The following is a 23,589-nucleotide window of genomic DNA, read 5'->3' as shown; positions in this document are numbered from 1 at the left end:
GACGTCGCACCCCCGTCAGACCAGACCGATCTCGTAGGCGAGGATGACGGCCTGCACGCGGTCACGCAGATCGAGTTTCAGCAGCACCCTGCCGACATGGGTCTTCACGGTCGACTCGGACACGAAGAGGCTCTCGCCGATCTCGGTGTTGTTGTACCCCTTGGCGATGGCGAGGAACACGTCGCGCTCCCGCTCGGTCAGCACGTCCAGGCGCGCATCCCCACGCTCCGCCTGTCGGGGCAGGCGTGTGGCGAACAGATCGAGCATCGACCGGGTGACACGCGGCGAGACCAGAGCATCACCGGCGGCGATCGCCCTGATCGCCGCCGTCAGCTGCGCGGGCGGAGTGTTCTTCAACAGGAAACCACTCGCTCCCGCACGAAGGCTCCCGAACGCGTACTCGTCGAGGTCGAAGGTCGTGAGCACCAGCACCCTGCTCGACGGAGTGCCCCTGACGATGCGCCTGGTCGCCTCGATGCCGTCCATCTCCGGCATCCGGATGTCCATCAGGATCACGTCGGGGCGCAGATCCGCGGCCATGTGCACAGCCTCGGCTCCTGATGCTGCCTCGCCGACGACCTTCATGTCGTCTTCGGCGTCGAGCACCATCCTCATCCCTCGCCGGATCAACTCGTGATCGTCGACGATGAGCACCCGGATCGGGGTCGGTTCCTCGGTCATCGCTGGTCCTCCTGTTCGGGGATCTCCACCCGCACGCGCCATCCGCCGTCGGGCAGAGGTCCGGTCTGCACTGTTCCGCCGGCCAGCCGCGCCCGCTCACGCACGCCGACGAGCCCGCGACCCGACCCGACCGAGGCGGCGGGCGGTCCCTGCTGCCCGTCGTCGGTGACCTCGATCACGAGGACGTCGTCGCGGAAGTCGAGCAGCACCCGCACCTCACGCGGATCCTTCGCGTAGCGCAGCGCGTTCGTGAGCGCCTCCTGCACGATGCGGTGGATCGTGTTCTGCAGAGCGGGCGACGAAGGCGCACTCCCCTCCGTGCGCACCGACACGGGGAGCCCCGCCGTGCGGAAGGTCTCGACGAGAGGCACGAGCTCGGCAAGTCCAGGATTCGGCCGCAACGAACCGTCTTCTTCGCTCTCCGCCGTGTCGTCGCCCAGAGCACCGAGCAGCTGCCGCATCTCGACGAGCGACTGCCGCCCGATCTCGCCGATCTCCTGCACGGCGTCCCTCGACCGCTGCGGGTCCTTCTCGGCCAGGGCATCCGCACCGTCTGCGAGCGACACCATCACCGACACGCTGTGCGCCACGACATCGTGGATCTCGCGCGTGATCCTGGCGCGCTCGGCCAGAGTCGCGATCCGTGCCTGCTGATCGCGTTCACGGGCGAGCTGATTGGCGCGATCGAGGATCGCTCCGATATACCGCCGCCGGTCACCCACGTTGACTCCGAGGAGGGCAGCGATCAGCATCACGGCGAGGAACAGCACGCTCGTGGGCACCGAGACGAAGAGACGTTCCGGATCGGGTTCGCGCAGCCAGTCCAGGGCAGGGAGGACGAGGACCCCTCCCACCACGGTGATGCCGAACGCGATCCAGCCGCTGCGATTCGACCGGTAGACGAACAGCGCGTAGACCGCGAGGCCGACCCCGAACGTCTCGACGACGGTGTCGGTGACGAGCGCGACGACCGCACCCGCCCCGAACACCAGGTACGTGAGCCAGGGTCGATGGGAGCGCAACATCAGGGAGGCGGAGGTCACCACGCTCACGAACAGCGGGATCATGTACGGCCACGCGGGCGACCATGCGCCGGAGGACAGCGGAGTGACCAGGGACCAGAACGCACTCACGACCAGGTAGCCGGCGGCGAGGAGTCCGTCGAAGAGCCAGGGGTGCGTCTTCCAGAACCGCCCCAGCGCAGCGGGAGGCCGAGGCAGACCCATCGCTCTGGCCTCTCCGGCGGCGACGGGTGCTGGCTCTCGCATGGGTCGACTCTACGCACCGCATCGTGGACTCTGTCAGCGAGAGACGACGAGGAGCGATGCGGTCGCGGTGCGACGCTCCCCCACCAGAGCGCCGGCCTTCTCCTTCGAGACCCGGACCCACGTCTGCCTGCGCGCCGCACCTGCACGCTGGGCGAACGCGGTGTCCATCCCGAGGATCGCGAGCCAGCCCATGCCGATCGTGGTCGCGACGAGCTCGAGGATGCTGCCGATATCGGTGCGGAACTGCAGCAGCGAGAGGAGGCCACCGGCCGCCGCGATCACCGCGGTCGAGATACCCGCCACCAAGGAGAGGATCCGCAGCGTGCGCCTCCCCTCGACGAACGACACCTGGAGCATCGCGAACGCGGCCAGCGCGAAGGCGAGGACGGCGACGGTCGTGTGCACGAGGTCCTGCCAGGTGAAGGCCGGGCCGACGGGAAGCGGGCATCCCGTCGTGCATGTGACCTGGGAGGCCACCAGGAACAGCGCGGACGCCATCGCCACCGAGAAGGACGGCGTCCAGATGCTCAGCCAGGGCACCGTCGACCGCAGTCCGCGTGCCGCCCACGCGACCGAGAGACCACCCACGACGAGGAGCAGCAGGGCGAGCTCGAACCATCCGGCCGTCGGCTCTCCGTCGGCTCCGAGGCCGCTCACGTACAGGACCCGGTCGATGCTCAGACGGGCGACCCAGATGATGCTCAGAGCGGCGGCGACGAGCACGCTTCCGACAATCGAGGCGATGACACGGAGAGCGCTGGCGGCGGGGTGGGGAAGGGTGTTCTCGACGGGCATAGGGCGACGGTAAAAGCGCAGGCCACCCCGTCGCGTCGGCCCGAAGTGCCCACTGTCAGGGGTCGTCGTACCTCAGTACGAGACACCCTGAAGTGTCCAGGCTGCCGCGCCGAGATAATGAGGCCGTGTCACGAAACCCCATGGACTTCCCTCTCAGCCCGCAGGAGCTGGGAGATCTCAAGTCCCGCCTTGCCGTCGAACCTCGCGATGACTCGACACGTCGTGCTCTGGTCGCCTGGTATCGGCGCAACGGTCACGAGGACCAGGCCGGGCGGTATGCCCTCGCGATCGAGAGTCTCGCCACCGACGACGAGCTCCGGGCCTACGCCTCGATGCTCCGTGGCATCGGCGCCGACGATCGGCGGATGCGCGAACTCAGCCGCCTTGCCGACGACATCGAGATCGAGATTGAGACGAGAGTGAAGCAGGAGCTGAAAGCGGCGACGGCTGCGGCACGACGCAACGTCGTCGGCGACATCGCGGGATACTCGTGGACGGCCTTCGGCCTCATGGTCGTGATCGCGCTGATCTGGACATTCGTCGTCACGATCCAGGGCGACGCGAACGCGCGGGATCACGCACTGGTGTTGAGCACCGTCGCTCTGTTCGTGCTCGCCGCGACCTGCGGCGTGACGGCCATGGCATCCGCGCTCGAGAAGGCACGGGTCACTGCCACAGTCTTCGGCCTGCTGAGCGTCGCCGCGCTCACATTCGGCGTCCTGCTCTTCCCCTGATGACAGGGAGCGCACGCGAAGTCAGGTGTCGATCCAGACGGTCGCGTTGACAGCGGCGATCTTCTGGATGAGTGCGGGCCGGAGTGTCTGCGCACCGCGTCCGAACGTCATGAACAGCCGGACGAACGACGCCTCGTCGAACAGCACCTCGCGCGGCACATCTGACAACAGGTCCAGCAAGGTCGAGACGGAACTGTCGAGTGCATGCAGCCGTCGGTCTGCGTCGGGTTCGTCTACCCTGATCGTCCCGAGGTCGTACGATCGACCGCCGTCCTTCGCGTCGCCGATCCATTCGAACGCCGACAACTCGTCGATCGTCGACGGTGCGAAGACGGTCAGGGTAATGATCACCCAACCGAAATCGTCATCGTTGATGTCCGTCTCCGCTTCCTCTACCAGCGCGGGCAACCCACCTTCTCATTCCGCGAACTCACGCCCGCCGACTCCGCATCGCCCGAGTGTGCGCGAGCGCGGGGTCTGCGGCGAGCGCCGTGTACTCCGCCGAGTCCCGCGGAACCAGAGCGACCCGACCCTCCGCGTCGTGGTGGACGCCCCATCCGTAGCGCTTTCCCAGCGGCGAGGAGCGCAGGCAGGGCTGTCCCTTCGAGAAGAACGACGCCCGTGCGGCAGTGTCGTCCACGGCGATGCCGTTGCGCAGCGCATACGTCTCGAAGATCACGTCGTCGGAGGTGCGCGCGTAGGGCTGCTCGGCGATCAGACGGTAATGCATCGCCGCGATCGAGGGCTTCTCGGCGACCGGCGGCTCGGTCGCGTGCGCGATCGGGCAGTCGTCGGCGACCTCGATGAACGTGTCGACGTAGTTCGTGGTGTGCGCCATTCCCCCAGCATCCTCCCTCCCGCCGACATCGTCACGCCCCGATGTCTGCGGCCTCGACGATGATGGAGGGATGAGCGACGTGCTCGACCGCTTCACTCCCGCCACGCAGCACTGGTTCCGGGGGGCGTTCCCCGCGCCCACTCCCGCGCAGGCGGGTGCTTGGAACGCGATCTCCGCCGGCAAGCACGCCCTCGTGGTCGCCCCGACCGGATCGGGCAAGACGCTGTCCGCGTTCCTGTGGGCGATCGACAGCGTGTTCCGCGAGCGCATGGGCGAGACCACGCCGTCGGCGAAGGGCGAGCCCCGAACGCGCATCCTCTACATCTCCCCCCTGAAGGCGCTCGGCGTCGACGTCGAGCGCAATCTCCGCTCCCCGCTGATCGGCATCGGCCAGTCGGCCAGACGGCTCGGGGTGACGGCCCCTGCGGTCACCGTCGGGGTGCGCTCCGGCGACACGACATCGAGCGACCGGCGAAAGCTGGTGTCCGATCCGCCCGACATCCTCATCACGACCCCCGAGTCGCTGTATCTCATGCTCACGAGCCGCGCGGGCGAGACGCTGCGTGGCGTGCACACCGTGATCATCGACGAGGTGCATGCCGTCGCCGCCACCAAGCGCGGAGCGCACCTCGCCGTCAGCCTCGAACGGCTCGACGCCCTGCGCCGCGCGAACGGCGTCGAGACACCGGCTCAGCGCATCGGCCTCTCCGCCACGGTGCGGCCGATCGACGAGGTGGCCCGGTTCCTCGGCGGCTCTGCCCCGGTCGAGATCGTGGCACCTCCCGCCTCCAAGACCTTCGAGCTCGGTGTGGTCGTCCCGATGGACGACATGACGAATCCGCCTCCACCGCCCGGAGTTCCGGGAGACGCCGACGGAGCCGAATACTCCGAGGTCACCGGTTCGGTATGGCCGCACGTCGAGGAAGCGATCGTCGACCGCATCCTGCAGAACAACTCGACGATCGTGTTCGCCAATTCCCGTCGGCTGGCCGAGCGCCTCACCGGGCGACTGAACGAGATCTACTCCGAGCGGATCGGCGTACCCCTCCCCGATACGACCGTGCCCGCCGCGATGATGGCCCAGGCCGGAGCCACCGCGGGGGCCGATCCCGTGCTCGCGAAGGCGCACCACGGATCGGTGTCGAAAGAGCAACGGGCACAGGTCGAAGAGGAGCTCAAGTCGGGAGTGCTGCGCTGCGTCGTGGCGACGAGCAGTCTCGAGCTCGGCATCGACATGGGTGCCGTCGACCTCGTGATCCAGGTCGAGGCTCCGCCGTCTGCGGCCTCGGGTCTGCAGCGGGTCGGCCGCGCCGGGCACCAGGTGGGCGAGATCAGCCGGGCCGCCCTCTTCCCGAAGCACCGCGGCGACGTGCTGCACACCGCGATCGTGACCGAGCGCATGCTGGCGGGCAAGATCGAGGCGATCCAGGTGCCGCGCAACCCGCTCGACATCCTCGCCCAGCAGACCGTCGCGGCGAGCGCGCTGGGAGCCATCGGCGTCGAGGAGTGGTTCGAGACCGTTCGCCGATCGGCGCCGTTCCAGGCGCTTCCGCGTTCGGCTTACGAGGCGACGCTCGATCTGCTGGCGGGCCGCTTCCCCTCGGACGAGTTCGCCGAACTGCGGCCACGCCTCGTGTGGGATCGTGACGCCGGCACGCTGACGGGAAGGCCGGGGGCACAACGCATCGCGGTGACCAGCGGCGGCACGATCCCCGACCGCGGCCTGTTCGGCGTGTTCGTCGCGGGCGAGACGACCGGCGCCAGGGTCGGCGAGCTCGACGAGGAGATGGTCTACGAGTCGCGGGTGGGCGATGTGTTCACGCTCGGCACGACGAGCTGGCGGATCGCCGAGATCACGCACGACCGCGTGAACGTGATCCCCGCTTACGGGCAGCCGGGCAAGGTGCCGTTCTGGCACGGCGACGGCATCGGTCGGCCGTTCGAACTGGGCGAGGCGCTGGGGGCTTTCTCGCGCGAGGTCTCGGCGGCGACGCCCGAGAAGGCGGCACAGCGGCTCATCGATGCGGGGCTCGACGAGCAGGCACGGACGAACCTCATGGCCCATCTGACCGAACAGCGCGAGGCGACGGGCACGCTCCCCACCGACCGCACCCTCACCGTCGAGCGCGGCCGCGACGAGGTCGGCGATTGGCGGGTGATCCTGCACTCGCCCTACGGGATGAAGGTGCACGCGCCCTGGGCCCTGGCGATCAACGCCCGGGTGCGCGAACGTCTCGGCGTCGAAGGATCGGCGGTCGCGAGCGACGACGGCATCATCGTGCGCATTCCCGATGCCGAGGCGGAGCCGCCCGGTGCCGAACTGTTCGTGTTCGACCCCGAGGAGCTGGAACTCCTGGTCACCCAGGAGGTCGGCGGCTCCGCGCTGTTCGCCTCCCGCTTCCGCGAATGCGCGGCCAGGGCGCTGCTCATGCCCCGCATGAACCCGAACAAGCGCACACCGCTGTGGCAGCAGCGGCAGCGGTCGGCCCAACTGCTCGAGGTCGCGAGGCGCCATCCGACGTTCCCGGTGATCCTGGAGACCCTGCGCGAGGTGCTGCAGGATGTCTACGATCTGCCGTCGCTGCGCAAGCTCGCGACATCGATCGCCGACCGACGCATCCGCCTGGTCGAGACCGAGCCGGGCCAGCCGTCGCCGTACGCCCGCGACCTGCTGTTCGGCTACGTGGGCGCGTTCATGTACGAAGGAGACTCTCCGCTCGCCGAACGGAGGGCGGCCGCGCTCTCGGTCGACCCCGCTCTGCTCGGGGAGCTGCTGGGCACGGTCGAACTGCGGGAACTGCTCGACCCCGACGTGATCGCGCAGTTCGAACGCGAGGCCCAGCGTCTCGATCCCGACCGCCGCGCACGAGGCCTCGAGGGCGTCGCGGACCTGCTCCGGATGCTCGGCCCGCTCGACGCCGAAGAGGTCACTGCGCGCATCGACCCCGAATCGACAGCAGGTGCCTCGGCAGCCGCTCTGCTGGACGACCTCGTCACCGCGCGACGGGCGATCCCCGTCACGATCGCCGGAGCGACCAGGGTGGCAGCGATCGAGGATGCCGGTCGGCTGCGCGATGCGCTCGGCGCAGCGCTGCCCACGGGAATCCCGGTGGCGTTCCTCGAACCGGTCGCAGATCCGCTCGGCGACCTCGTGGCTCGCCATGCCCGCACGCACGGGCCGTTCACGACAGATGCCGTCGCCTCCCGATTCGGGCTCGGTGCCGCCGTCGCGCGGCATACGCTGCAGCGGCTCGAGACGGCAGGACGGCTCACGAGCGGGTACTTCCTGCCCGAGGCGGCAGGCAGCGGCGACGCGGTCGAGTGGTGCGACTCCGAGGTGCTGCGTCGGCTCCGGATGCGCTCGCTGGCGGCCATCCGCGGTTCGGTCGAGCCGGTCTCTCCCGAGGCGTACGCACGGTTCCTCCCGGATTGGCAGCACATCGGTCGTCCGCTCGAAGGCGTCGACGGCGTGCTGAACGTGATCGAGCAGTTCGCCGGTGTACCGATCCCCGCGAGTGCGTGGGAGTCGCTGATCCTGCCCTCCCGCGTGCGCGACTACTCCCCGGCGATGCTCGACGAACTGACGGCATCGGGCGAGGTCATCTGGTCCGGACACGGCACCCTCCCGGGACGGGACGGCTGGGTGTCGCTGCATCCGTCCGACATCGCGCCCTTCACCCTCCCGGAGCGCGACACCGAGATCGCGTCCGACTCCCTGGAGTCGCGCATCCTCATCGCGCTCGACGTCGGGGGTGCCTACTTCGCCGGACAGCTGAAAGACATGGCGGCGGCCGAGAACGAGCAGTCGGTGCTCGAAGCGCTGTGGTCTCTGACCTGGGCGGGCTACGTCACCAACGACACCTTCGCCCCCATCCGCTCGCTCCTCACCGGCGGCTCGCAGGCGCACAAGGTCAAACGCCGTGCGCCCCGCGCCCGCACCTACCGCGGGGTGTCCTTCACCGGGACCGCGGCACCCCGCCCGCCCTCGATCGGCGGCCGCTGGTCGCTGCTGCCGGCGCTCGAGACCGATCCTGCCCGCCGGGCGACCGTCACCGCAGGGCTCCTGCTCGACCGCTACGGCGTCGTCACGCGCGGCGCCGTGCAGGCTGAGGGTGTTCCCGGCGGCTTCGCCCAGGCCTATCGGGTGCTCGCGGGCTTCGAAGAGGCGGGGCATTGCCGCCGGGGCTACGTGATCGAGAAGCTCGGAGCTGCGCAGTTCGCCGCGTCCGGCACCGTCGACCGGTTGCGCACCTATGCGGGCCTCGCGGATCCGCCGCCGCGCAAGGCCGTGACCCTCGCGTCGACCGATCCGGCGAACCCGTACGGCGCCGCCCTCGGCTGGCCCAAGCTCGACGGGGTCTCGCATCGTCCAGGGCGCAAAGCGGGCGGTCTGGTCGTGCTCGTCGACGGTGCACTGGTGCTGTCCCTCGAACGCGGCGGACGCACCGTGCTGTCGTTCAGCGACGACGCCGAGGTGCTGCGCGCCGCGGCCTCCGACCTCGCGGCCACCGCGCGCGCCCGTCGCCTCGACACGCTCACCGTCGAGAAGATCAACGGCGAGGGCGTCTACGGCACTGAACTCGCCCTCGCACTGCAGGAGTCCGGCTTCGTGGCGACCCCTCGCGGATACACGCTCCGCAAGGTCGTCTGAGCACTACGCCTACGCTGGAAGCCATGATCCGCGAGTTCGCCACCGGTATCCGCACACTGCTGCGCGGCTTCGGGCTGTGGCGCACCCGGCCGGGACTCATGCTGCTCGGACTGGTCCCCGCGATCATCGCATTGCTCCTGCTCGCTGCCGCGCTCGTACCGCTGATCATCGGTCTGCCGTCGGTCTCCACGTGGCTGACGCCGTTCGCCGAGGGGTGGCTCGAACCGTGGCGCGGCCTGCTGCGGTCTGCGGTGAGCTTCGTGATCGTCGCGGCCGCGCTCGCCCTGGCCAGCGTGGTCTTCAGCGCCCTCACCCTGACCATCGGCGATCCGTTCTACCAGCGCATCTGGCATGCGGTAGAGGCCGACCTCGGCGACGCTCCCCCAGCCGACGGTGGCAGCTTCTGGACCACTCTCGGCGAGGGACTCCGCCTGGTTCTGCTCGGCATCCTGATCGCGATCGTCGTGCTCCTCATCGGTCTGATCCCTGCCGTCGGCGGGTTCTTCGGCCCCATCGCCGGAGTCGTCCTGACCGGTCGACTGCTGGCCCGAGAGCTCACGGGTCGAGCCTTCGATGCCCGCGATCTCAGCCCCGCCCAGCGCGCTGCCCTGTTCTCGGGCAGCCGGGCGCGGGTTCTCGGCTTCGGAGTGGCGACACAGCTCTGCTTCCTGATCCCTGGCGGGGCCGTCGCGATCATGCCGGCCGCCGTGGCCGGAAGCACGATGCTCGCGCGAGACATGCTCGCGCGAGCCGGATTCGCCACGTCCCCCACCACGCTGCCCACCACACCGCCCGTCGCGCCGCCCACCGCGTCGCCGCGCACCCCGCCGCCGCCCACTCCCATCGGCGCCCCCTGATGCCCGAGGGCGACACCGTCTTCCGCACGGCACGACGACTCGACGAAGCTCTGGCCGGCGCGGAGGTCACCCGATTCGACCTGCGCGTGCCCCGATTCGCCACGCTCGACCTGACCGGCCAGCCGGTGCATGCCGTGATCCCCCGCGGCAAGCATCTGCTCATGCGCATCGGCGACAGCACACTGCATTCGCATCTGCGCATGGACGGCGCGTGGTTCACCTATCGCCCCGGCGAGAAGTGGCGGCATCCGGCGTTCAAGGTGCGTGCGGTCGTCGGTACGCCGCGGGGCGAAGCCGTGGGCGTCGACATCGCCGAGATCGAGGTCGTCCCCACCCGTGACGAGGATCAGCTCGTCGGCTACCTCGGACCTGATCCGCTCGCCGACGACTGGGATGCGGCAGAGGCAGTCCGACGTCTCGAGGCCGACGCCCGCAGCATCCACGTCGCCCTCCTCGATCAGCGCAACGTCGCGGGATTCGGCAACGAGTACGCCGCAGAACTCCTGTTCCTCCGAGGAATCCTGCCGACCAGACCGGCGCCGGAGGTCGATGTCGCCGCCCTCCTCGACCTCGGTGTGCGCACGATCCGCGCCAACCGGGACCGCCGTCACCGCACCTTCACCGGCGTCGATCGGCCCGGCCAGGGCACCTGGGTGTACGGCCGCGCCGGACGTCCGTGCCGACGCTGCGGCACCTTGATCCGGCGGGGCGAGCAGGGCGCCGATCCGACCCGCGAACGCATCACCTTCTGGTGCCCCTCCTGTCAGCACTGACCACATCCATCCGCGGGAATGAATCCGCCCCTGTCGTGGTTGTTGATATATCCGGAGAACTCCGGAGCACGGGAGGAATCGTGGGCAAGAACTACGTCGACATCGAGAACGACCAGGGCGCGACGCTGCGGTATCGCAAGCACGCGAACGGCCGGGGTCTCGTCGCGCATGGCGCGAAGGTGCACCCGAAGGCACACATCGAGGCGGGTGCCTATATCGAACCGGGGGCGCGCGTCGGTGCCGGCGCGACCATCGCCCGCGGTGCCTGGATCGACGAAGACGCCGTGATCGGCGAAGGCGCGTTCGTGGACGCGCACGCGCACGTCGGCCATGGCGCGGCGATCGGCGATCACGCCTACGTGGGCGTCCGCACCGACATCGGTGCCGGAGCGCGCATCGTCCGCGGTGCCAGGATCGGCGACGACGAGACGGTCGCGGCCGGACTCACCATCGCGACGGATCAGAAAGGTCTGTGGCTCGCGGCCTGAGCGACCTCACCCGAGCGGTGCTCTCACAACAGCCGCCGCTCGGAGGCCCATGCCGTGAGTTCGTGTCGTGAGGAGAGCTGAAGCTTGCGCAGCACCGACGACACATGCGTCTCGACCGTCTTGATCGAGATGAACAGCTCCGACGCGACCTCTTTGTACGCGTAGCCCCGAGCGATCAGGCGCATGACCTCCTGCTCGCGTGCCGAGAGCCGGTCGAGTTCGTCGGTCGCTGTCGCGGTCTCACCGGCGACCGCCCCGAAGGCGTCGAGCACGAAGCCGGCAAGCCTCGGCGAGAAGACCGCATCACCCTCGGCCACGGCCCGCACCGCGCTGCTGACCTCGACGCCGGATGAGCCCTTCGTGATGTAACCCCGCGCGCCGGCGCGGATCACCCGCACGACGTCGGCCGCGGCGTCGGACACGCTCAACGCGAGGAAGCGGGCATCGGTCGGAGACGACCCGCGGATCACCGCCTCACCTCCGGCCGCGTCCTCGCCGTCGCCGCCCGGGAGATGCACGTCGAGGAGCACGACATCCGGTCGCGTCTCGCCGATCACCGAGATCGCCGACGGCACGTCTGCCGCTTCGCCCACCACATCGACGCTCGCATCGAGGTCTGCGCGCAGGCCGGAGCGGAAGATCGAGTGATCGTCGACGATCACGACACGGATGATCTCAGCCATGGTGCTCCTCCCGAGCCGTCGCACGCGGTACCGGCCGCTCCTGGTTGGACGGTGTCATGATGCGCAGATGCACCTCTGTGCCGCTCTCGTCGCTGCGAACCCCTCCACTGCCACCCGCACGGCGCATCCGTCCGATGATCGACTCGCGCACGCCCAACCGATCGCTGGGCACCTCATCGAGCTGGAATCCCGGGCCCCGATCGCGGATGAACACATCGACGCCTGACACGCTTCCCTCGATGTACACCGAGATCTCGCCTCCTGCGTGGCGGGCCGCGTTCAGGATCGCCTCCCTGGCGGCGGCGGCGAGCTCTCCGCTCGCCCGCTCTGTCGACAGGCCGGCGGAGACCACGTCGATGCGCACCGGGTAGTCGAGCTCCAACGCTCCGGCATAGTCGCGCAGGTCGGTCGGAAGATCACTGTCGGCCGGAGCATCGCCGTCGTACAACCAGGCACGCAGCTCCCGCTCCTGCGCCCTGGCGAGGCGCGCAGCTTCGCTGGAAGCTCCCGCCCTGTTCTGGATCAGCGCCAGTGTCTGCAGCACCGAGTCGTGCAGGTGGGCGGCCATCTGGCTGCGCTGCTCCTCGCGGATGCGGCGCACCCGCTCACCGGACAGCTCGCGCCATCGGGGTATCAACGACGAGGACACCACGGCCGCGAGCCCGACCAGCGGGAGCAGCACCAGCGCCACGCCCGACCGGGCCACCGGCCAGGACAGCAGGATCGTGAACAGCAGGGCCAGCAGGACGATCGAGAGGATCCGGATGCTCAGCGTGTGCCGTGGCCCCCGTGCGGTGTCGGTGCTGTCGATCAGCGTCGCCCAGAGCCCGGCGCCGGTCGCGAAGACCACCGTTCCGCCGACGACGACCGCCGCGACATCGGGAGGGATCGACCCGGTCAGCCAGTCGCTGCCGCCACGCCACACCAGCACGACGAGGACCCCCACGGCCGCGGGAGCCAGCAGCAGCCACGCCACGGGCATCCGTCTGGTCGGTGCGTCCTCACCCTCCGCCCACGGCGTGAACATCCAGCACCAGGCGTAGAGCAGCACCCCTGCACCGCCGCACAGCGCGAGGGCGATGAACAGAGCGCGCACCATCCACGGCTGTGCGCCCAGGTGGCGTGCGAGTCCGGCACTGACGCCGGCGACCAGGCAGTCGCGATCGCGGGTCAGCGACGGGCGCGGTGGAGCGGCGACGCGCGGAGGTCGCGCGGGAGCGTGCGCCGAAGAGGACATGTCGCCATCCAATCATCCGCGCCGATGCTCCGGGGGCTCCCCCGGCGAGAATCAGGGGTCGCTCAGGGGTTCCCCCCATGGCACAGCGCCCCGCGCCACCGCCAGGATCGAAGCATGACGATTCCGACTGCGCCTCCGCCCCCTGCCGATCCAGACGCTCCGGCCGTCGGCGGTCCCGGCACGGGCACCCCGCGCGGCGCCGACCGCTTCCTGCTCTGGGTCGCCGGTCTCGGCGTCGCCCGCTCCGAGGGCTGGCTGGGTGGCGTCGCCGCCGGTATCGCCGCACGCCTGCGGATCGACCCGCTCATCGTGCGAGGGGTGCTGGTGGTGGCCGCGCTCTTCGGACTGCCGGTGATCTTCCTGTACGCCGCCGCGTGGGCGCTGCTGCCCGACATCGATGGACGGGTGCACCTGCGCGACCTGCTGCGTCGCGACTACCAGCCCGTGCAGTGGGGCATCCTGGCGATGGCCGTCATCGGGCTGTTCCCGACCGCTCCGCTCGCTGGCCGCCTGTTCGGGCTCGGTTACGGCGACTGGTCGGCCCTCTCCCTCCTCAGCTGGATCGTCGGGCTCGTGCTCGTCGCCGGCCTGCTCTTCCTGATCGTGCGTGCTGCCAGCCGCACCCCGGGCGCTTCCGCGTCTGATCTGCCGACGGCTTCCGCAGATCAGACGGCCCCGGCCGCGTCCGCCCCCCTCGCCGGTTCGGGTACCGCCGAGGGGGCGGACGCCACTCTCTCCGCCGCCGCGGATTCCGACGCCGGCATCGCAGCAGAGCCGATGTCACCGGATCCCGCACTCGGCGCGATCCCGCCGGCACCGCCGGCCCCTCTGCCGCCTGGTTCGCAGGATCCCGCAGCCCTCGAAGCCTGGCGCGCCCAGCATGCCGCCTGGAAGGAACAGGATCAGGCGTGGCGGCGCCAGCAGCAGGACGTCGAGCGCGCCGCCCGCGACCAGCTGCGCCGTGAGCGCCAGGCCGAGGCCGCCGTGTTCGCCGCCGAAGCCGCCGAACGCCGTCGCATCCGCCGGGAGTCGAACCCGCGCGCCGGATTCGCGTTCGTGGCGACGATGGTGGGGCTCGCGATCATCACCGGTGCTGCCGTGGGACTGGCGACCGGCGCAGCCCAGCTCGGCGGAGCTCTCGGCCTCCTCGCAGCAGCCCTGATCCTCGCGCTCGGGATGATCGTCGCCGGGGCGTTCCGTCGGCGCAGCGGTTTCCTGGCCTTCGTGACGGTCATCACCCTCGTCGGCGGACTCGTGGCCGGGGCGTTCTCCACGCTGCAGGACCTGACCTTCGGATGGGCCTCGATCACCAACAGCCGCGAGCAGCACATCCGTCAGCCGTTCGGCGACCTCTCCGTCACCCTCTATCAGCACGACGGCGCGCCGCGACCGATCGTGATCGAGAAGTCCTCCGGGGGGACGTACATCTATGTCGATCCCGGCGTCGAGCTGCAGCTCCGAGCGACGGTGGACACGGCATCCGTGACCTGGACCCGCGTGGAGGGCGACTCGGGAACGATCGTCGACTCCGGCACATGGCTCGGCACGCGTGACGGAGACGAGCGCGCAGGAGAGGAGGCGGTGATCGTGCAGAGCATCTCGGCCGACACCGCCTCCCCGACGACCATCCAACCGATCACCCTCGATCAGAACAGCGGTGACATCTCCATCACCGTCGCCGAGCCCGCGAAGGAAGACCAGTGATGAGCGTTCCGTCGATCACCGAGACCACCGCCGTGCCCCGCACCCGCTGGGCGGCCATCATCTGGGGGCTCCTGTTCGCCGCGATCTCGGCGACAGCCCTCTGGATGCTGGCAGACGCCGACCGCCGCGACGCAGCCGCCGACGCCCTGCTGGCCCTCACCCCGACGGCCGCCGTCACGGTCGCGCTCCTGACCGTCGGCGTGCTGCTCCTGGTCGGCGGAGCCGCCGGACTCGTCCGTCGCGCGCAGCGGAAGCTCTCCACCACGAGCCCTGCTGCGCCGACGGAGGTGCCGGGCACTCCCGCCGAGTAGCCTTGACCGCATGGCGAACCAGGGAAGACGCCCCGCGAAGGGCACAGGCCGCGGAACACCGGTACGCCGAAACAAGGCAGCACCCGCGGAGCGGTATCCCCCGCAGAAGCCGAAGAAGCCCACCTCCAAGGTCGTCTTCGATGCCCCGCAGCCCGAACCGGAAGCGCCGCGCACCTTCCGCCTCGGCGCTGTGCCCGGCGCGACCCCCGGCAAGTGGATCGACGCCTGGAAGCAGCGGATGCCGCGTGTGCCGCTCGAGCTCGTGACGATCGACCCGGCCGCCCAGCGCGATGCACTCGACCGCGTCGATGCGGCGCTCCTTCGTCTGCCCCTCACCGACGAGTCGCTGCACATCATCCCCCTGTACGACGAGGTCCCGGTCGTCGTCGCAGCGGTCGATTCGCATCTGATGGCCGCGGAGCAGCTCACCGCGGCCGACCTCGAAGGCGAGGTCGTGATCGCGCTGACCGACGATGTCCTGGGTTCTCCCGTGTTCCCGGGGACTGTCCCGGCGACCTTCGATCCCCTTCCCACCGACGAGGCGATCGCGACGGCGGCATCCGGCGTCGGCATCGTCGTCGTCCCGATGTCTCTCGCGCGTCTGCACCATCGCAAGGACGCCGATCACCGCGTCCTCGCGCACGGACCGACCTCGACCGTCGCGCTGGTGTGGCCGCGAGAGCGCACCACGGCCGACGTCGAGACGTTCGTGGGCATCGTCCGCGGTCGCACGGCGAACTCCTCGCGGTGACCGCGTCTGCTGGGCCACGCGCGCTCGTTAGAATCTCCTGATGGCCTCGCTTCTCTACGTCTGCGTGCGACCCGAGACCGGGGCGGCGGATGCCGAGCATGCCTCCTTCCGTCGGGCGCTGGGCGTCGACGTGGTCGACCGGCTCGATCTGCTACACGGGGCGTTGCCGATGGAACGCCTGCGGGGATATCGCGGCATCGTCGTCGGGGGCTCGCCGTTCAACGTCTCCGATGCGGTGAAGTCCGCCGAGCAGCTTCGCGTCGAGGCCGACCTCCGCACGCTGGCCGACGCGGCGATGGCCGCCGAGGTCGCGGTGTTCTTCACCTGCTTCAGCATCGGTGTCGTCACCCGCATGCTCGGCGGCGAGGTGGTGACCGACACTCCGGAGCCCGCGAGCGCCACGGTCATCGAGACCACGCAGGCGGGCGCGGCCGATCCGGTGTTCGGACCCAGCGGCTCCGCTCTGACGGTCTTCACGGCCCATAAGGAGAGCGCGGCGGCGACCCCGCCCGGCGCCGTGCTGCTGGCCACGAACGAGGCCTGCCCCGTGCAGGCGTACCGCGTGGGCACGCATCTCTACGCCGCTCAGTTCCACCCAGAGCCCACGCCTCGCGATTTCGCCGACCGGATGACGTTCTACCGCACCACCGGCTACTTCGACCCCGACGAGTTCGACGCCGTGCAGCAGCAGGTTCTCGCAGCCTCGGTCACTGAGGGTGCGGCCCTGCTGCGACGCTTCGCCGAGACCTTCGCCTGAATCAGCTCGACGCCGAGTCGCGGAGCAGCGGTACGCGCTCGCGCAGGTATGCCTCCAACGGCATGAATCCTCCCGCGGTGCTCCAGCGCACGGAGGGCACACCGTCGACCTGAGCGAGCGGACCGGATGAACCTCCGGCGTCCACGGCGTCGACGTCGACGACGCTCCATCCCACGTGCACGACATCGCCCTCGTCGAAGCCGCCGCGCAGCGCCTCGGCCCTGCGCTCCGCCCGCTCCCTGGCCGACTCGGCCGTGTAGCCGCGACGCCCCGGGTCCGCCGCGCGCAGGACCTCGGCCGTCGCCAGCGCATGTGTCTCGGTCAGCAGCAGCACACCCAGGTGCCACGCCTCACCGACCCTGACGATGCGACGCCCGCGCCAGCGCGAATCGCGCTGTTCGCCGAGCCCTTCCTTCGGAGCGCCCTTCAGGTCGTGCACGGCCTGTGTCAGCAGCGCGGATGCGGTGGTCACAGCTCTCCCTGTCGTGTCTTGTCGGCCAGTCGCGGGCCCACGACCTCCGCGCGGTCGCCACGGAGCGTCATCCCGATCAGGGGATACAGCAGCACGGACAGCATTCCGGCTCCGACGAGCGCCGCAGCCGTGCCGGTGTCGAGCATCTTCTGATCCACACCGATGGCGGTGACAGCCACGATGATCGGCAGGCCCGTCGCGGCGAGCAGTCCGAGGGCCGCGCGGTCGCGCACGCTCATCCCCGCCGGCGCCGAGAGCTGCGCCGCGGATCCGCGGATCACGAGCAGAGCGATCAGGAAGATGGGCACCAGCCCCAGCGCCGTCGGCGAAGACAGCAATGCCTGCAGATCGAACGTGACCCCGGTGTAGAGGAAGAAGATCGGCACGAGGAAACCGAAGGCGATCGCCTCGATCTTGCTCTCGACCTCTTCCGCGTCCTTCTTCGGTGCACGCGCCATGATGATGCGCCAGACCGCCCCGGCCACGAAAGCCCCGAGCAGCATGTCGAGATCGAGCATGACGCTCAGCCCGACGAGAGCGGCGATGAGCAGGATCACGAAGCGCACGCCGAACTGATCCGAGGTGTGCAGTGTCGCCCGCACGATGCCGTGCAGCCGCCCGTGCGGGACGCGGTGCGCCAGCAGCACCGCGAGCCCGGCGAGCACCACGAAGGTCAGCAGCACGGCCGTGGCGATCGGCGTGGTCCGCGTGCTGAGGAAGATCGAGATCGCGATCAACGGGAGGAACTCGCCCACCGCGCCGATCGCGCTGATGGCACGACCGAAGGGGGTGTCGAGCTCGCGGGCATCGCGCAGGATCGGCATCAGGGTGCCCAGCGCCGTGGAACTGAGCGCGATGCCGACCACCACCATCCCCTCTCCCGGCGCGAAGAAGAAACCCAGGCCTATGCCCAGGAGCACGCTGAGCAGCCAGCCCAGAGAGGCGCGCGCGAGCGGCTTGCCCGCCACCATCTTGAAGTCGATCTCGGTTCCGGCGACGAAGAACAGCAGCGCGAGGCCGAAATCGCTGAGCTTCTCCAGCAGCGGTCCCGGTTCGACCCAGCCGAAGACAGCGGGACCGACGAGGATGCCGAGCACGAGCTCGAACACCACGATGGGCACCCGGACCACCGGTCGCACGCCGCGTGCGAGAAGCGGCGCCGCCACGGCGAGCAGCGGGATCAGCACGAGGCCGAGGTCACTCGCATTCATGCTCTCAGGGTAGGTGAGAGCGGTGCAGTGCGCAGGCAGTGCAGCGGGTGATCTTTCGCGATTCGCCCGCTCGGCGCATCCACGGCAGAATCGATGCACACCCTCGAGGAGCCCCCATGTCTCAGCCCGATACCGCCCGCCTGCTCATCGCCTGCGACGACCAGCCCGGCATCGTCGCCGCCGTCGCCGGCGTGCTCGCTCATCACGGCGCGAACATCATCTCGCTCGATCAGCACTCGACCGACTCCGAGGGCGGACGCTTCTTCCAGCGCACGGTCATCCACCTCGACGGTCTGGCAGCGGCGCGCCCGGCACTCGAAGCCGACATCGCGGCCGTCGCCGAGCGCTTCGGCATGGAGTGGTCGCTGCACGACGTGGCCCGCCGCAAGCGCGTCGCGATCTTCGTCTCGAAGTACGATCACTGCCTCATGGAGCTGCTGTGGCGTACGCAGCGCGGACAGCTCGACATCGACATCACCATGGTCGTGTCCAACCACCCCGACCTGGCCGAGGCCGTCCGCTCGTTCGGTGTGCCGTTCGTGCACATCCCCTCCGGCGACAAGGCCGCCATGGAGGATCGTCAGCTCGAACTGCTGCGCGGGAACGTCGACCTCGTCGTGCTCGCCCGCTACATGCAGATCCTCTCCGACGACTTCATCACGCGCCTCGAAGCTCCGGTCATCAACATCCACCACTCGTTCCTGCCCGCGTTCATCGGAGCGAACCCGTACGCTCGCGCCAAGGACCGTGGCGTCAAGCTGATCGGCGCGACCGCGCACTACGCGACGGCGGACCTCGACGAGGGACCGATCATCGAACAGGACGTCACGCGCGTCACCCACTCCGAGTCGGCCGCCGAGCTGCAGAGTCGCGGTGCCGACGTCGAGCGCCTCGTGCTCGCCCGCGCCGTGCAGTGGCACGCCGAGGATCGCGTGATCGTGCACGGCAAGTCCACCGTGATCCTCTAGCCCGGACGAACCCGGGAGGGCTCGGGTCAGTCGCGGTCGCTCAGGATATCGACCGCGAGCCCGTGGGAGGCCGCTGCCAGGCGTCGGTCATTCGTCCACAGCGCGGAGCAGCCCGCGATCCGGGCCGCAGCGAGGGTCACGGCGTCGCCGGGAGCCCTGCCATCAGCTCGGCGAAGACCTCGGCAGCCGTGCCATGACGCACCAGCGGCGCGGCCTGCCCCATCCACAGCGACTGCAGCGCGCCCAGGTTCTGCTCCCCCGCCGCGGTGCGGAAGCGCCCTGTCAGCCAGTTCTGCATCGGGAACGGCGCGATCGTGCCGCTCGCCTCGATCGCCCGCACCACACGGTTGCGGGCGCCGCGAGCCAGGCGTCCGCTCATCGCACGTGTGAGCACGGTCTCGTCGGCGGCGGTGGATCGGATCGCGTCGCGGTGCGCTTCGTTCGCGGCCGACTCCGCGGTGGCGAGGAACGCCGTCCCCACCTGCACTCCCGCCGCGCCCAGGGCGAACGCCGCCGCCACCCCGCGACGATCGGCGACACCTCCTGCCGCGATCACGGGCACCCCGACCGCGTCGACCATCTGAGGCACCAGCGCGAACGTCCCGACCAGCGACTCCTCCGCTGAATGCAGGAATGCGACCCGATGACCCGCGGCCTCGGCGCCACTCGCGACCACGGCGTCCACGCCCGCTGCGTCGAGCGCGACGGCCTCAGCCACCGTGGTCGCCGTGCCGACGATGAGGATGCCGCGGCGATGCGCCTCCTCGATCAGGTCGTCCGACGGCACGCCGAACACCACGCTGAGCACGGCGGGCTCGATCTCCCAGACGGCCTCGAGCTGTTCGTCCAGGGTCGGGGCGTACCGCTCCGGCCGCGCGGGGACGTCCACGCCCACGGCTTCGTAGAACGGCTGCAGGGCCTGCGCGAACACGGTGTGCTGCGGGTTCGGCTCGACCTCGTCTCCCATCGGAAGCCAGACGTTCACCGCATAGGGCCGGTCGGTCAGGGCACGCAGCTCGGCCCCGGTCGCACGGATGCGATCGCCGTCGTAACCGTAGAGTCCGAGCGACCCCAGTCCACCCGCGTTGCTGACCGCGGCGGTGAGCGCGGTCGAGGAGAGCCCGCCGAACGGGCCGAGAACGATCGGATGCTCGATCCCGAGCAGGGTGCGAAGGTCACTCATGCTTCGACGTTACGCCCGCGGGCGACCCCGAGGCCCCGGTGATACCCTCGTCGCAGGAAGGGGTGCGCACATGAGCGAGTGGTTCGGGCAGATGCTGAGCTTCGTCGCGACCGCGATCGGCCTCGTGTCGATGCCCGACGCAACGGCCCTCGGCCTCGCGATCGCGCTGCTCGCAGTGACCGCCCTCACGCTCGCCATCGTGCTGAGCGTGCACCCCGAGGCCACAGCCGACGCCCCGCATCCGCTGCGGGCCATCGACGTCGGCACCCTCCTCACGCAGAGTGACCCCGATGCCGCCGGGCATCCGCGCCCTCGGGCGCCGGGAGTCGCGACCGCCGCGTAGTCCGTTCGCACGACGGGACAGCGCGGCCTTCGCCGACCCTTCCCGACCCCACGAACGGACACTCTCTTGGACATCTTCGCTTTCCCTCCTCTCGCCGCCCTCCTCGACGCCGCCTACGGCGCCATGACCGGGCTCTCCGACCTCCTCACCCCTCTCGCCGGCGCCGCGGCCGCAGCACTCGCCGTGGTGCTCGTCACCCTGCTGGTGCGGGCGCTGCTCATCCCGGTGGGCATATCCCAGGCCAAGGCCGAACAGACCAGGGCGCGTCTCGCCCCGAAGCTGCGTGAGCTGCAGCGCCGCCACAAGAAGAACCCCGAGCGCCTGCAGAAGGAGACGTTGGCGCTCTACAAGGCCGAGAACACGTCGCCGTTCGCGGGGATGCTCCCGGTGCTGGCGCAGGCCCCCGTCGTCGGCATCCTGTACACGCTGTTCCTCCGTCCCGAGATCGCCGGTCATCCGAACGAACTGCTCGCGCACGACCTGTTCGGCGCCCCGCTGGGGACGAGCCTGGTCTCCGCGCTCTTCGGCGGCACGGCCACGCCCGCCACGTTCCTGGTGTTCGGAGTGCTGCTGGCGGTCATGGTCGCGGTCGCCGAGGTCACCCGCCGCGTGTTCCGTCCCACTCCGGTCGAGGGTGACGACTCCCCGTTGAACTCGCCCACGATGCTGCGCGTCGTCTCGGCGACGCACTACCTCACAGCGGTCTTCGCCGCATTCGTGCCCCTCGCCGCTGCGCTCTACCTCACCGTCACGGTGGTGTGGACGCTCGTCCAGCGCGTCATCCTGCGTCGGCGATTCCCGCTGCCGACGCCGACGGTCAATCGGGCAGCGGTATCGGCGCGGTGAAGGGACCGGAGGGGCCGCCGTCGCGACGGTCCCTCCGCACGCCGAGCGTGGTGCCGACACTCGCGGCGATCACGAGAGCGATGGCGAGCATGCGCAACGGCGTCGCATCCTGACCGAGGATGAGCCAGCCGGCGAGGGTGGCGAACGCCGGCTCCAGGCTCAGCAGCACCCCGAAGACGCGCTGCGGAAGCCGCCGCAGCGCCGCGAGCTCGAAGCTGTACGGGATGACCGACGACAGCACCGCGGTGATCGCCGCGAGCAGCAGGAGCTGCGGGTCCATCGCCACGGTCGACACAGCGGGAACGCCGACCGGGATCAGCAGCACGGCCGCGACCACGAGTCCCATCGCCAGGCCGCTGCTGCCGGGGATGAGGGCGCCGACGCGGGCGCTCATCCGGATGTACATGGCCCAGAATCCGGCGGCGATGAGGATGAACACGACCCCGAGCGGATCGAGCGGCTCGGCCCCGATCAGCCCGTCGATGCCGAGGACGACCATGCCCAGCAGGGCGATGCCGACCCAGGCGAAATCTCTGAGCTTCCGGGTGAGCACGGCGGCGAGGACGAGCGGTCCGAGGAACTCGATCGCGACGGCGGGCCCCAGCGGGATGCGATCGATCGCGGCGTAGAAGAAGCCGTTCATCGCCGCCAGCGAGACTCCGAAGAGCACGGCGGCAATCCACTGCGCGCGGGTCCACTTCCCCGGTCGCGGCCGCACGATGACGACGAGCAGCACCGCGGCGATCGCCACGCGCAGCGAGGTCACCCCCCACGGTCCGAGCACCGGGAAGAGCTGGGCCGCGACAGCAGCGCCGAAGGGAAGCGAGAGGCAGGAGCCGATGACGAGCACGACCCCCACGAGGGGACCGGACGCGGTGGGCTTCTGCACCAGACAAGCTTAGGCGGCGACTGTCGAGACCCACCGTGCTGTCGAGACCCACCGTCCCTGTCGAGACCCACCGTCGAATGCGCGACGGCGCGTGGGTGTCGACGAAGACGATGGGTCTCGACGGGTGCCGTACGGGTCAGAGGTGCTTGCCGCCCGTGACCGCGATGACCGATCCCGAGGTGTAGGAGGACTCGTCAGACGCCAGGTACACATATGCCCCGGCGAGTTCCGCGGGTTGCCCTGCCCGCCCGAGCGGGGTGTCGGCACCGAAGGTCGCCAGGCGCTCGGCGTCCCAGCCCGTCGCGGGGATCAGCGGTGTCCAGATCGGGCCGGGGGCCACGGCGTTCACTCGGATGCCCTTGGGCCCTGCCTCCTCGGCGAGCGCCTTCACGAACGCCACCTGTGCCGCCTTGGTCATGGCGTAGTCGATCAGACCCGGCGAGGGGTTGTAGGCCTGCACCGACGCGGTCACGATGATGCTCGCACCGGGTTCGAGGTCGGGATAGGCCGCACGTGCCGAGAACAGCATTCCGGCCAGGTTCGTGTCGAAGACCCGGCGCATCCGCTCCGTCTCCAGCGACGCGAAACCGTCGATGTCGTGCTGGTAGCCGGCGTTGAGCACGAGCACGTCGAGTCCACCCAGCTCGCTCCGGGTCTTCGCGACGATGTCGGTCGCGAACCCCTCGTCGCGCAGATCGCCCGCGAATCCCACTCCGATCCGGCCGGCCTCGCGGACCAGGGCGAGGGTATCCTCCACGTCGGCCTGTTCCTCGGGCATGTGCGCGATGGCGACGTCCGCGCCCTCTCGGGCGAAGGCGATCGCGACGGCGCGGCCGATGCCCGAGTCCCCGCCCGTGATCAGAGCACGTCGTCCTCCCAGGCGACCGTGGCCTGCGTAGGTCTGCTCCCCGTGGTCGGGCTCCGGCCGGGTCCGCTCCGTCAGCCCCGGCTGATCCTGATGCTGCGCGGGGAAGCCCTCCTCGCGATGCGCGTGCCGGGGGTCGGTGGTGTCGTCTGTCATGGCGATCCTCCTCATCTCGTGGAACGTGTCGTCTCGTGGAACGTGTCGTCGTACGAGCGACTCTCCCCGAGGGCCGCCCTCCCGTCAGGGGGGTTGACAGGTCCGCCCTGTGCGAGGGGTCGAGAGGA

24 protein-coding genes are annotated in these 23,589 nt (G+C 69.9%); 12 read left to right on the top strand and 12 right to left on the bottom strand.

What is annotated here, in order from left to right:
• Positions 1 to 15: 15 nt before the first annotated feature.
• The 3 genes from MOX01_RS04905 to MOX01_RS04895 are packed head-to-tail and all read right to left on the bottom strand — an operon-like array spanning position 16 to position 2,744.
• A complete protein-coding gene (locus MOX01_RS04905; RefSeq protein WP_127012618.1) occupies positions 16 to 681 on the bottom strand; it encodes a response regulator in 666 nt (221 codons plus the stop codon).
• Entirely contained in the window at positions 678 to 1,949 is a 1,272-nt protein-coding gene (locus MOX01_RS04900; RefSeq protein ID WP_141368627.1) for a sensor histidine kinase, read from the bottom strand. The genes MOX01_RS04905 and MOX01_RS04900 overlap by 4 nt, the downstream gene beginning before the upstream one ends.
• Positions 1,950 to 1,982: 33 nt before the next feature.
• A complete protein-coding gene (locus MOX01_RS04895; RefSeq protein ID WP_141368625.1) occupies positions 1,983 to 2,744 on the bottom strand; it encodes a DUF998 domain-containing protein in 762 nt (253 codons plus the stop codon).
• A gap of 125 nt (positions 2,745 to 2,869) precedes the next feature.
• Here MOX01_RS04895 and MOX01_RS04890 point away from each other — a divergent pair, with 125 nt between their 5' ends.
• Positions 2,870 to 3,478, top strand: a complete 609-nt coding sequence (locus tag MOX01_RS04890) for a hypothetical protein (RefSeq protein ID WP_141368623.1) — start codon at positions 2,870 to 2,872, stop codon at positions 3,476 to 3,478.
• A gap of 21 nt (positions 3,479 to 3,499) precedes the next feature.
• On the opposite strand, the gene MOX01_RS04885 is transcribed toward MOX01_RS04890, so the two are convergent.
• Both MOX01_RS04885 and MOX01_RS04880 read right to left on the bottom strand, forming a co-directional pair.
• Complete coding sequence (locus tag MOX01_RS04885) at positions 3,500 to 3,886, bottom strand: hypothetical protein (RefSeq protein ID WP_061015685.1); 387 nt, start codon at positions 3,884 to 3,886, stop codon at positions 3,500 to 3,502.
• A 22-nt stretch (positions 3,887 to 3,908) separates the two neighbouring features.
• Complete coding sequence (locus MOX01_RS04880; protein ID WP_061015686.1) at positions 3,909 to 4,316, bottom strand: DUF6157 family protein; 408 nt, start codon at positions 4,314 to 4,316, stop codon at positions 3,909 to 3,911.
• 70 nt (positions 4,317 to 4,386) lie between these two features.
• Between MOX01_RS04880 and MOX01_RS04875 the strand changes: the two genes are divergently transcribed.
• From MOX01_RS04875 to MOX01_RS04860, 4 genes are all read left to right on the top strand, one after another.
• Positions 4,387 to 8,967: an ATP-dependent helicase gene (locus MOX01_RS04875; protein ID WP_141368621.1), complete on the top strand. Its 4,581-nt coding sequence runs from the start codon at positions 4,387 to 4,389 to the stop codon at positions 8,965 to 8,967.
• Positions 8,968 to 8,990: 23 nt separating this feature from the next.
• The gene (locus MOX01_RS04870) at positions 8,991 to 9,824 is read left to right on the top strand and encodes an EI24 domain-containing protein (RefSeq protein WP_113681010.1); all 834 of its coding nucleotides are present in this window, start codon (positions 8,991 to 8,993) and stop codon (positions 9,822 to 9,824) included.
• Positions 9,824 to 10,597: a DNA-formamidopyrimidine glycosylase family protein gene (locus MOX01_RS04865; RefSeq protein WP_061015692.1), complete on the top strand. Its 774-nt coding sequence runs from the start codon at positions 9,824 to 9,826 to the stop codon at positions 10,595 to 10,597. The genes MOX01_RS04870 and MOX01_RS04865 overlap by 1 nt, the downstream gene beginning before the upstream one ends.
• 80 nt (positions 10,598 to 10,677) lie before the next feature.
• Entirely contained in the window at positions 10,678 to 11,085 is a 408-nt protein-coding gene (locus MOX01_RS04860) for a DapH/DapD/GlmU-related protein (RefSeq protein WP_017829277.1), read from the top strand.
• Between the two features lie 23 nt (positions 11,086 to 11,108).
• Here MOX01_RS04860 and MOX01_RS04855 read toward each other — a convergent pair whose 3' ends face one another.
• Both MOX01_RS04855 and MOX01_RS04850 read right to left on the bottom strand, forming a co-directional pair.
• A complete protein-coding gene (locus tag MOX01_RS04855) occupies positions 11,109 to 11,768 on the bottom strand; it encodes a LuxR C-terminal-related transcriptional regulator (RefSeq protein ID WP_061015694.1) in 660 nt (219 codons plus the stop codon).
• On the bottom strand, positions 11,761 to 13,005 hold the full coding sequence (locus MOX01_RS04850) for an ATP-binding protein (protein ID WP_141368619.1): 1,245 nt from the start codon (positions 13,003 to 13,005) through the stop codon (positions 11,761 to 11,763). Before MOX01_RS04850 ends, MOX01_RS04855 begins: the two co-directional genes overlap by 8 nt.
• A gap of 114 nt (positions 13,006 to 13,119) precedes the next feature.
• Here MOX01_RS04850 and MOX01_RS04845 point away from each other — a divergent pair, with 114 nt between their 5' ends.
• The 4 genes from MOX01_RS04845 to MOX01_RS04830 are packed head-to-tail and all read left to right on the top strand — an operon-like array spanning position 13,120 to position 16,528.
• Positions 13,120 to 14,709 carry a PspC domain-containing protein gene (locus tag MOX01_RS04845; RefSeq protein ID WP_170224122.1) on the top strand — a complete coding sequence of 530 codons (1,590 nt, stop codon included), beginning with the start codon at positions 13,120 to 13,122 and terminating at the stop codon, positions 14,707 to 14,709.
• Positions 14,709 to 15,020 carry a hypothetical protein gene (locus MOX01_RS04840; RefSeq protein WP_058632370.1) on the top strand — a complete coding sequence of 104 codons (312 nt, stop codon included), beginning with the start codon at positions 14,709 to 14,711 and terminating at the stop codon, positions 15,018 to 15,020. The genes MOX01_RS04845 and MOX01_RS04840 overlap by 1 nt, the downstream gene beginning before the upstream one ends.
• A 10-nt stretch (positions 15,021 to 15,030) precedes the next feature.
• On the top strand, positions 15,031 to 15,771 hold the full coding sequence (locus MOX01_RS04835) for a substrate-binding domain-containing protein (RefSeq protein ID WP_113680106.1): 741 nt from the start codon (positions 15,031 to 15,033) through the stop codon (positions 15,769 to 15,771).
• Between the two features lie 40 nt (positions 15,772 to 15,811).
• Positions 15,812 to 16,528, top strand: a complete 717-nt coding sequence (locus MOX01_RS04830) for a glutamine amidotransferase-related protein (RefSeq protein ID WP_127012625.1) — start codon at positions 15,812 to 15,814, stop codon at positions 16,526 to 16,528.
• Position 16,529: 1 nt separating this feature from the next.
• Here MOX01_RS04830 and MOX01_RS04825 read toward each other — a convergent pair whose 3' ends face one another.
• Both MOX01_RS04825 and MOX01_RS04820 read right to left on the bottom strand, forming a co-directional pair.
• On the bottom strand, positions 16,530 to 17,000 hold the full coding sequence (locus MOX01_RS04825; RefSeq protein ID WP_046747748.1) for a hypothetical protein: 471 nt from the start codon (positions 16,998 to 17,000) through the stop codon (positions 16,530 to 16,532).
• Positions 16,997 to 18,211, bottom strand: coding sequence for a cation:proton antiporter (locus MOX01_RS04820; RefSeq protein ID WP_046747747.1), 1,215 nt, complete (start codon positions 18,209 to 18,211; stop codon positions 16,997 to 16,999). The genes MOX01_RS04825 and MOX01_RS04820 overlap by 4 nt, the downstream gene beginning before the upstream one ends.
• A gap of 116 nt (positions 18,212 to 18,327) precedes the next feature.
• Between MOX01_RS04820 and purU the strand changes: the two genes are divergently transcribed.
• Positions 18,328 to 19,179, top strand: a complete 852-nt coding sequence (purU, locus tag MOX01_RS04815; protein ID WP_046747746.1) for a formyltetrahydrofolate deformylase — start codon at positions 18,328 to 18,330, stop codon at positions 19,177 to 19,179.
• Positions 19,180 to 19,315: 136 nt separating this feature from the next.
• Here the strand turns inward: purU and MOX01_RS04810 are convergent, their stop codons facing one another.
• Positions 19,316 to 20,362, bottom strand: a complete 1,047-nt coding sequence (locus MOX01_RS04810; protein ID WP_141368615.1) for an NAD(P)H-dependent flavin oxidoreductase — start codon at positions 20,360 to 20,362, stop codon at positions 19,316 to 19,318.
• Between the two features lie 70 nt (positions 20,363 to 20,432).
• Between MOX01_RS04810 and MOX01_RS04805 the strand changes: the two genes are divergently transcribed.
• Together MOX01_RS04805 and MOX01_RS04800 are read left to right on the top strand one after the other, a co-directional pair.
• Entirely contained in the window at positions 20,433 to 20,705 is a 273-nt protein-coding gene (locus MOX01_RS04805; RefSeq protein WP_046747744.1) for a DUF6412 domain-containing protein, read from the top strand.
• 66 nt (positions 20,706 to 20,771) lie between these two features.
• Positions 20,772 to 21,551 carry a YidC/Oxa1 family membrane protein insertase gene (locus MOX01_RS04800; RefSeq protein WP_046747743.1) on the top strand — a complete coding sequence of 260 codons (780 nt, stop codon included), beginning with the start codon at positions 20,772 to 20,774 and terminating at the stop codon, positions 21,549 to 21,551.
• On the opposite strand, the gene MOX01_RS04795 is transcribed toward MOX01_RS04800, so the two are convergent.
• Together MOX01_RS04795 and MOX01_RS04790 are read right to left on the bottom strand one after the other, a co-directional pair.
• The gene (locus MOX01_RS04795) at positions 21,523 to 22,440 is read right to left on the bottom strand and encodes an EamA family transporter (protein ID WP_141368613.1); all 918 of its coding nucleotides are present in this window, start codon (positions 22,438 to 22,440) and stop codon (positions 21,523 to 21,525) included. The genes MOX01_RS04800 and MOX01_RS04795 overlap by 29 nt on opposite strands.
• Positions 22,441 to 22,576: 136 nt before the next feature.
• A complete protein-coding gene (locus MOX01_RS04790) occupies positions 22,577 to 23,461 on the bottom strand; it encodes an SDR family oxidoreductase (protein WP_141368611.1) in 885 nt (294 codons plus the stop codon).
• Positions 23,462 to 23,589 lie beyond the last annotated feature (128 nt).

The sequence above is a fragment of the Microbacterium oxydans genome (assembly GCF_006540085.1).
Taxonomy (GTDB): Bacteria; Actinomycetota; Actinomycetes; order Actinomycetales; family Microbacteriaceae; genus Microbacterium; species Microbacterium oxydans.
Note: the sequence above shows the minus strand (reverse complement) of the source record. Positions and strands in the feature narration are given on the sequence as shown.

Coding starts and splice junctions, on each gene's coding strand:
- MOX01_RS04850 (WP_141368619.1), bottom strand. CDS start 13,005: ATGTCCTCTTCGGCGCACGCTCCCGCGCGACCTCCGCGCGTCGCCGCT.
- MOX01_RS04845 (WP_170224122.1), top strand. CDS start 13,120: ATGACGATTCCGACTGCGCCTCCGCCCCCTGCCGATCCAGACGCTCCG.
- MOX01_RS04810 (WP_141368615.1), bottom strand. CDS start 20,362: ATGAGTGACCTTCGCACCCTGCTCGGGATCGAGCATCCGATCGTTCTC.
- MOX01_RS04865 (WP_061015692.1), top strand. CDS start 9,824: ATGCCCGAGGGCGACACCGTCTTCCGCACGGCACGACGACTCGACGAA.
- purU (WP_046747746.1), top strand. CDS start 18,328: ATGTCTCAGCCCGATACCGCCCGCCTGCTCATCGCCTGCGACGACCAG.
- MOX01_RS04805 (WP_046747744.1), top strand. CDS start 20,433: ATGAGCGAGTGGTTCGGGCAGATGCTGAGCTTCGTCGCGACCGCGATC.
- MOX01_RS04870 (WP_113681010.1), top strand. CDS start 8,991: ATGATCCGCGAGTTCGCCACCGGTATCCGCACACTGCTGCGCGGCTTC.
- MOX01_RS04900 (WP_141368627.1), bottom strand. CDS start 1,949: ATGCGAGAGCCAGCACCCGTCGCCGCCGGAGAGGCCAGAGCGATGGGT.
- MOX01_RS04835 (WP_113680106.1), top strand. CDS start 15,031: ATGGCGAACCAGGGAAGACGCCCCGCGAAGGGCACAGGCCGCGGAACA.
- MOX01_RS04790 (WP_141368611.1), bottom strand. CDS start 23,461: ATGACAGACGACACCACCGACCCCCGGCACGCGCATCGCGAGGAGGGC.
- MOX01_RS04895 (WP_141368625.1), bottom strand. CDS start 2,744: ATGCCCGTCGAGAACACCCTTCCCCACCCCGCCGCCAGCGCTCTCCGT.
- MOX01_RS04855 (WP_061015694.1), bottom strand. CDS start 11,768: ATGGCTGAGATCATCCGTGTCGTGATCGTCGACGATCACTCGATCTTC.
- MOX01_RS04905 (WP_127012618.1), bottom strand. CDS start 681: ATGACCGAGGAACCGACCCCGATCCGGGTGCTCATCGTCGACGATCAC.
- MOX01_RS04830 (WP_127012625.1), top strand. CDS start 15,812: ATGGCCTCGCTTCTCTACGTCTGCGTGCGACCCGAGACCGGGGCGGCG.
- MOX01_RS04840 (WP_058632370.1), top strand. CDS start 14,709: ATGAGCGTTCCGTCGATCACCGAGACCACCGCCGTGCCCCGCACCCGC.
- MOX01_RS04820 (WP_046747747.1), bottom strand. CDS start 18,211: ATGAATGCGAGTGACCTCGGCCTCGTGCTGATCCCGCTGCTCGCCGTG.
- MOX01_RS04875 (WP_141368621.1), top strand. CDS start 4,387: ATGAGCGACGTGCTCGACCGCTTCACTCCCGCCACGCAGCACTGGTTC.
- MOX01_RS04880 (WP_061015686.1), bottom strand. CDS start 4,316: ATGGCGCACACCACGAACTACGTCGACACGTTCATCGAGGTCGCCGAC.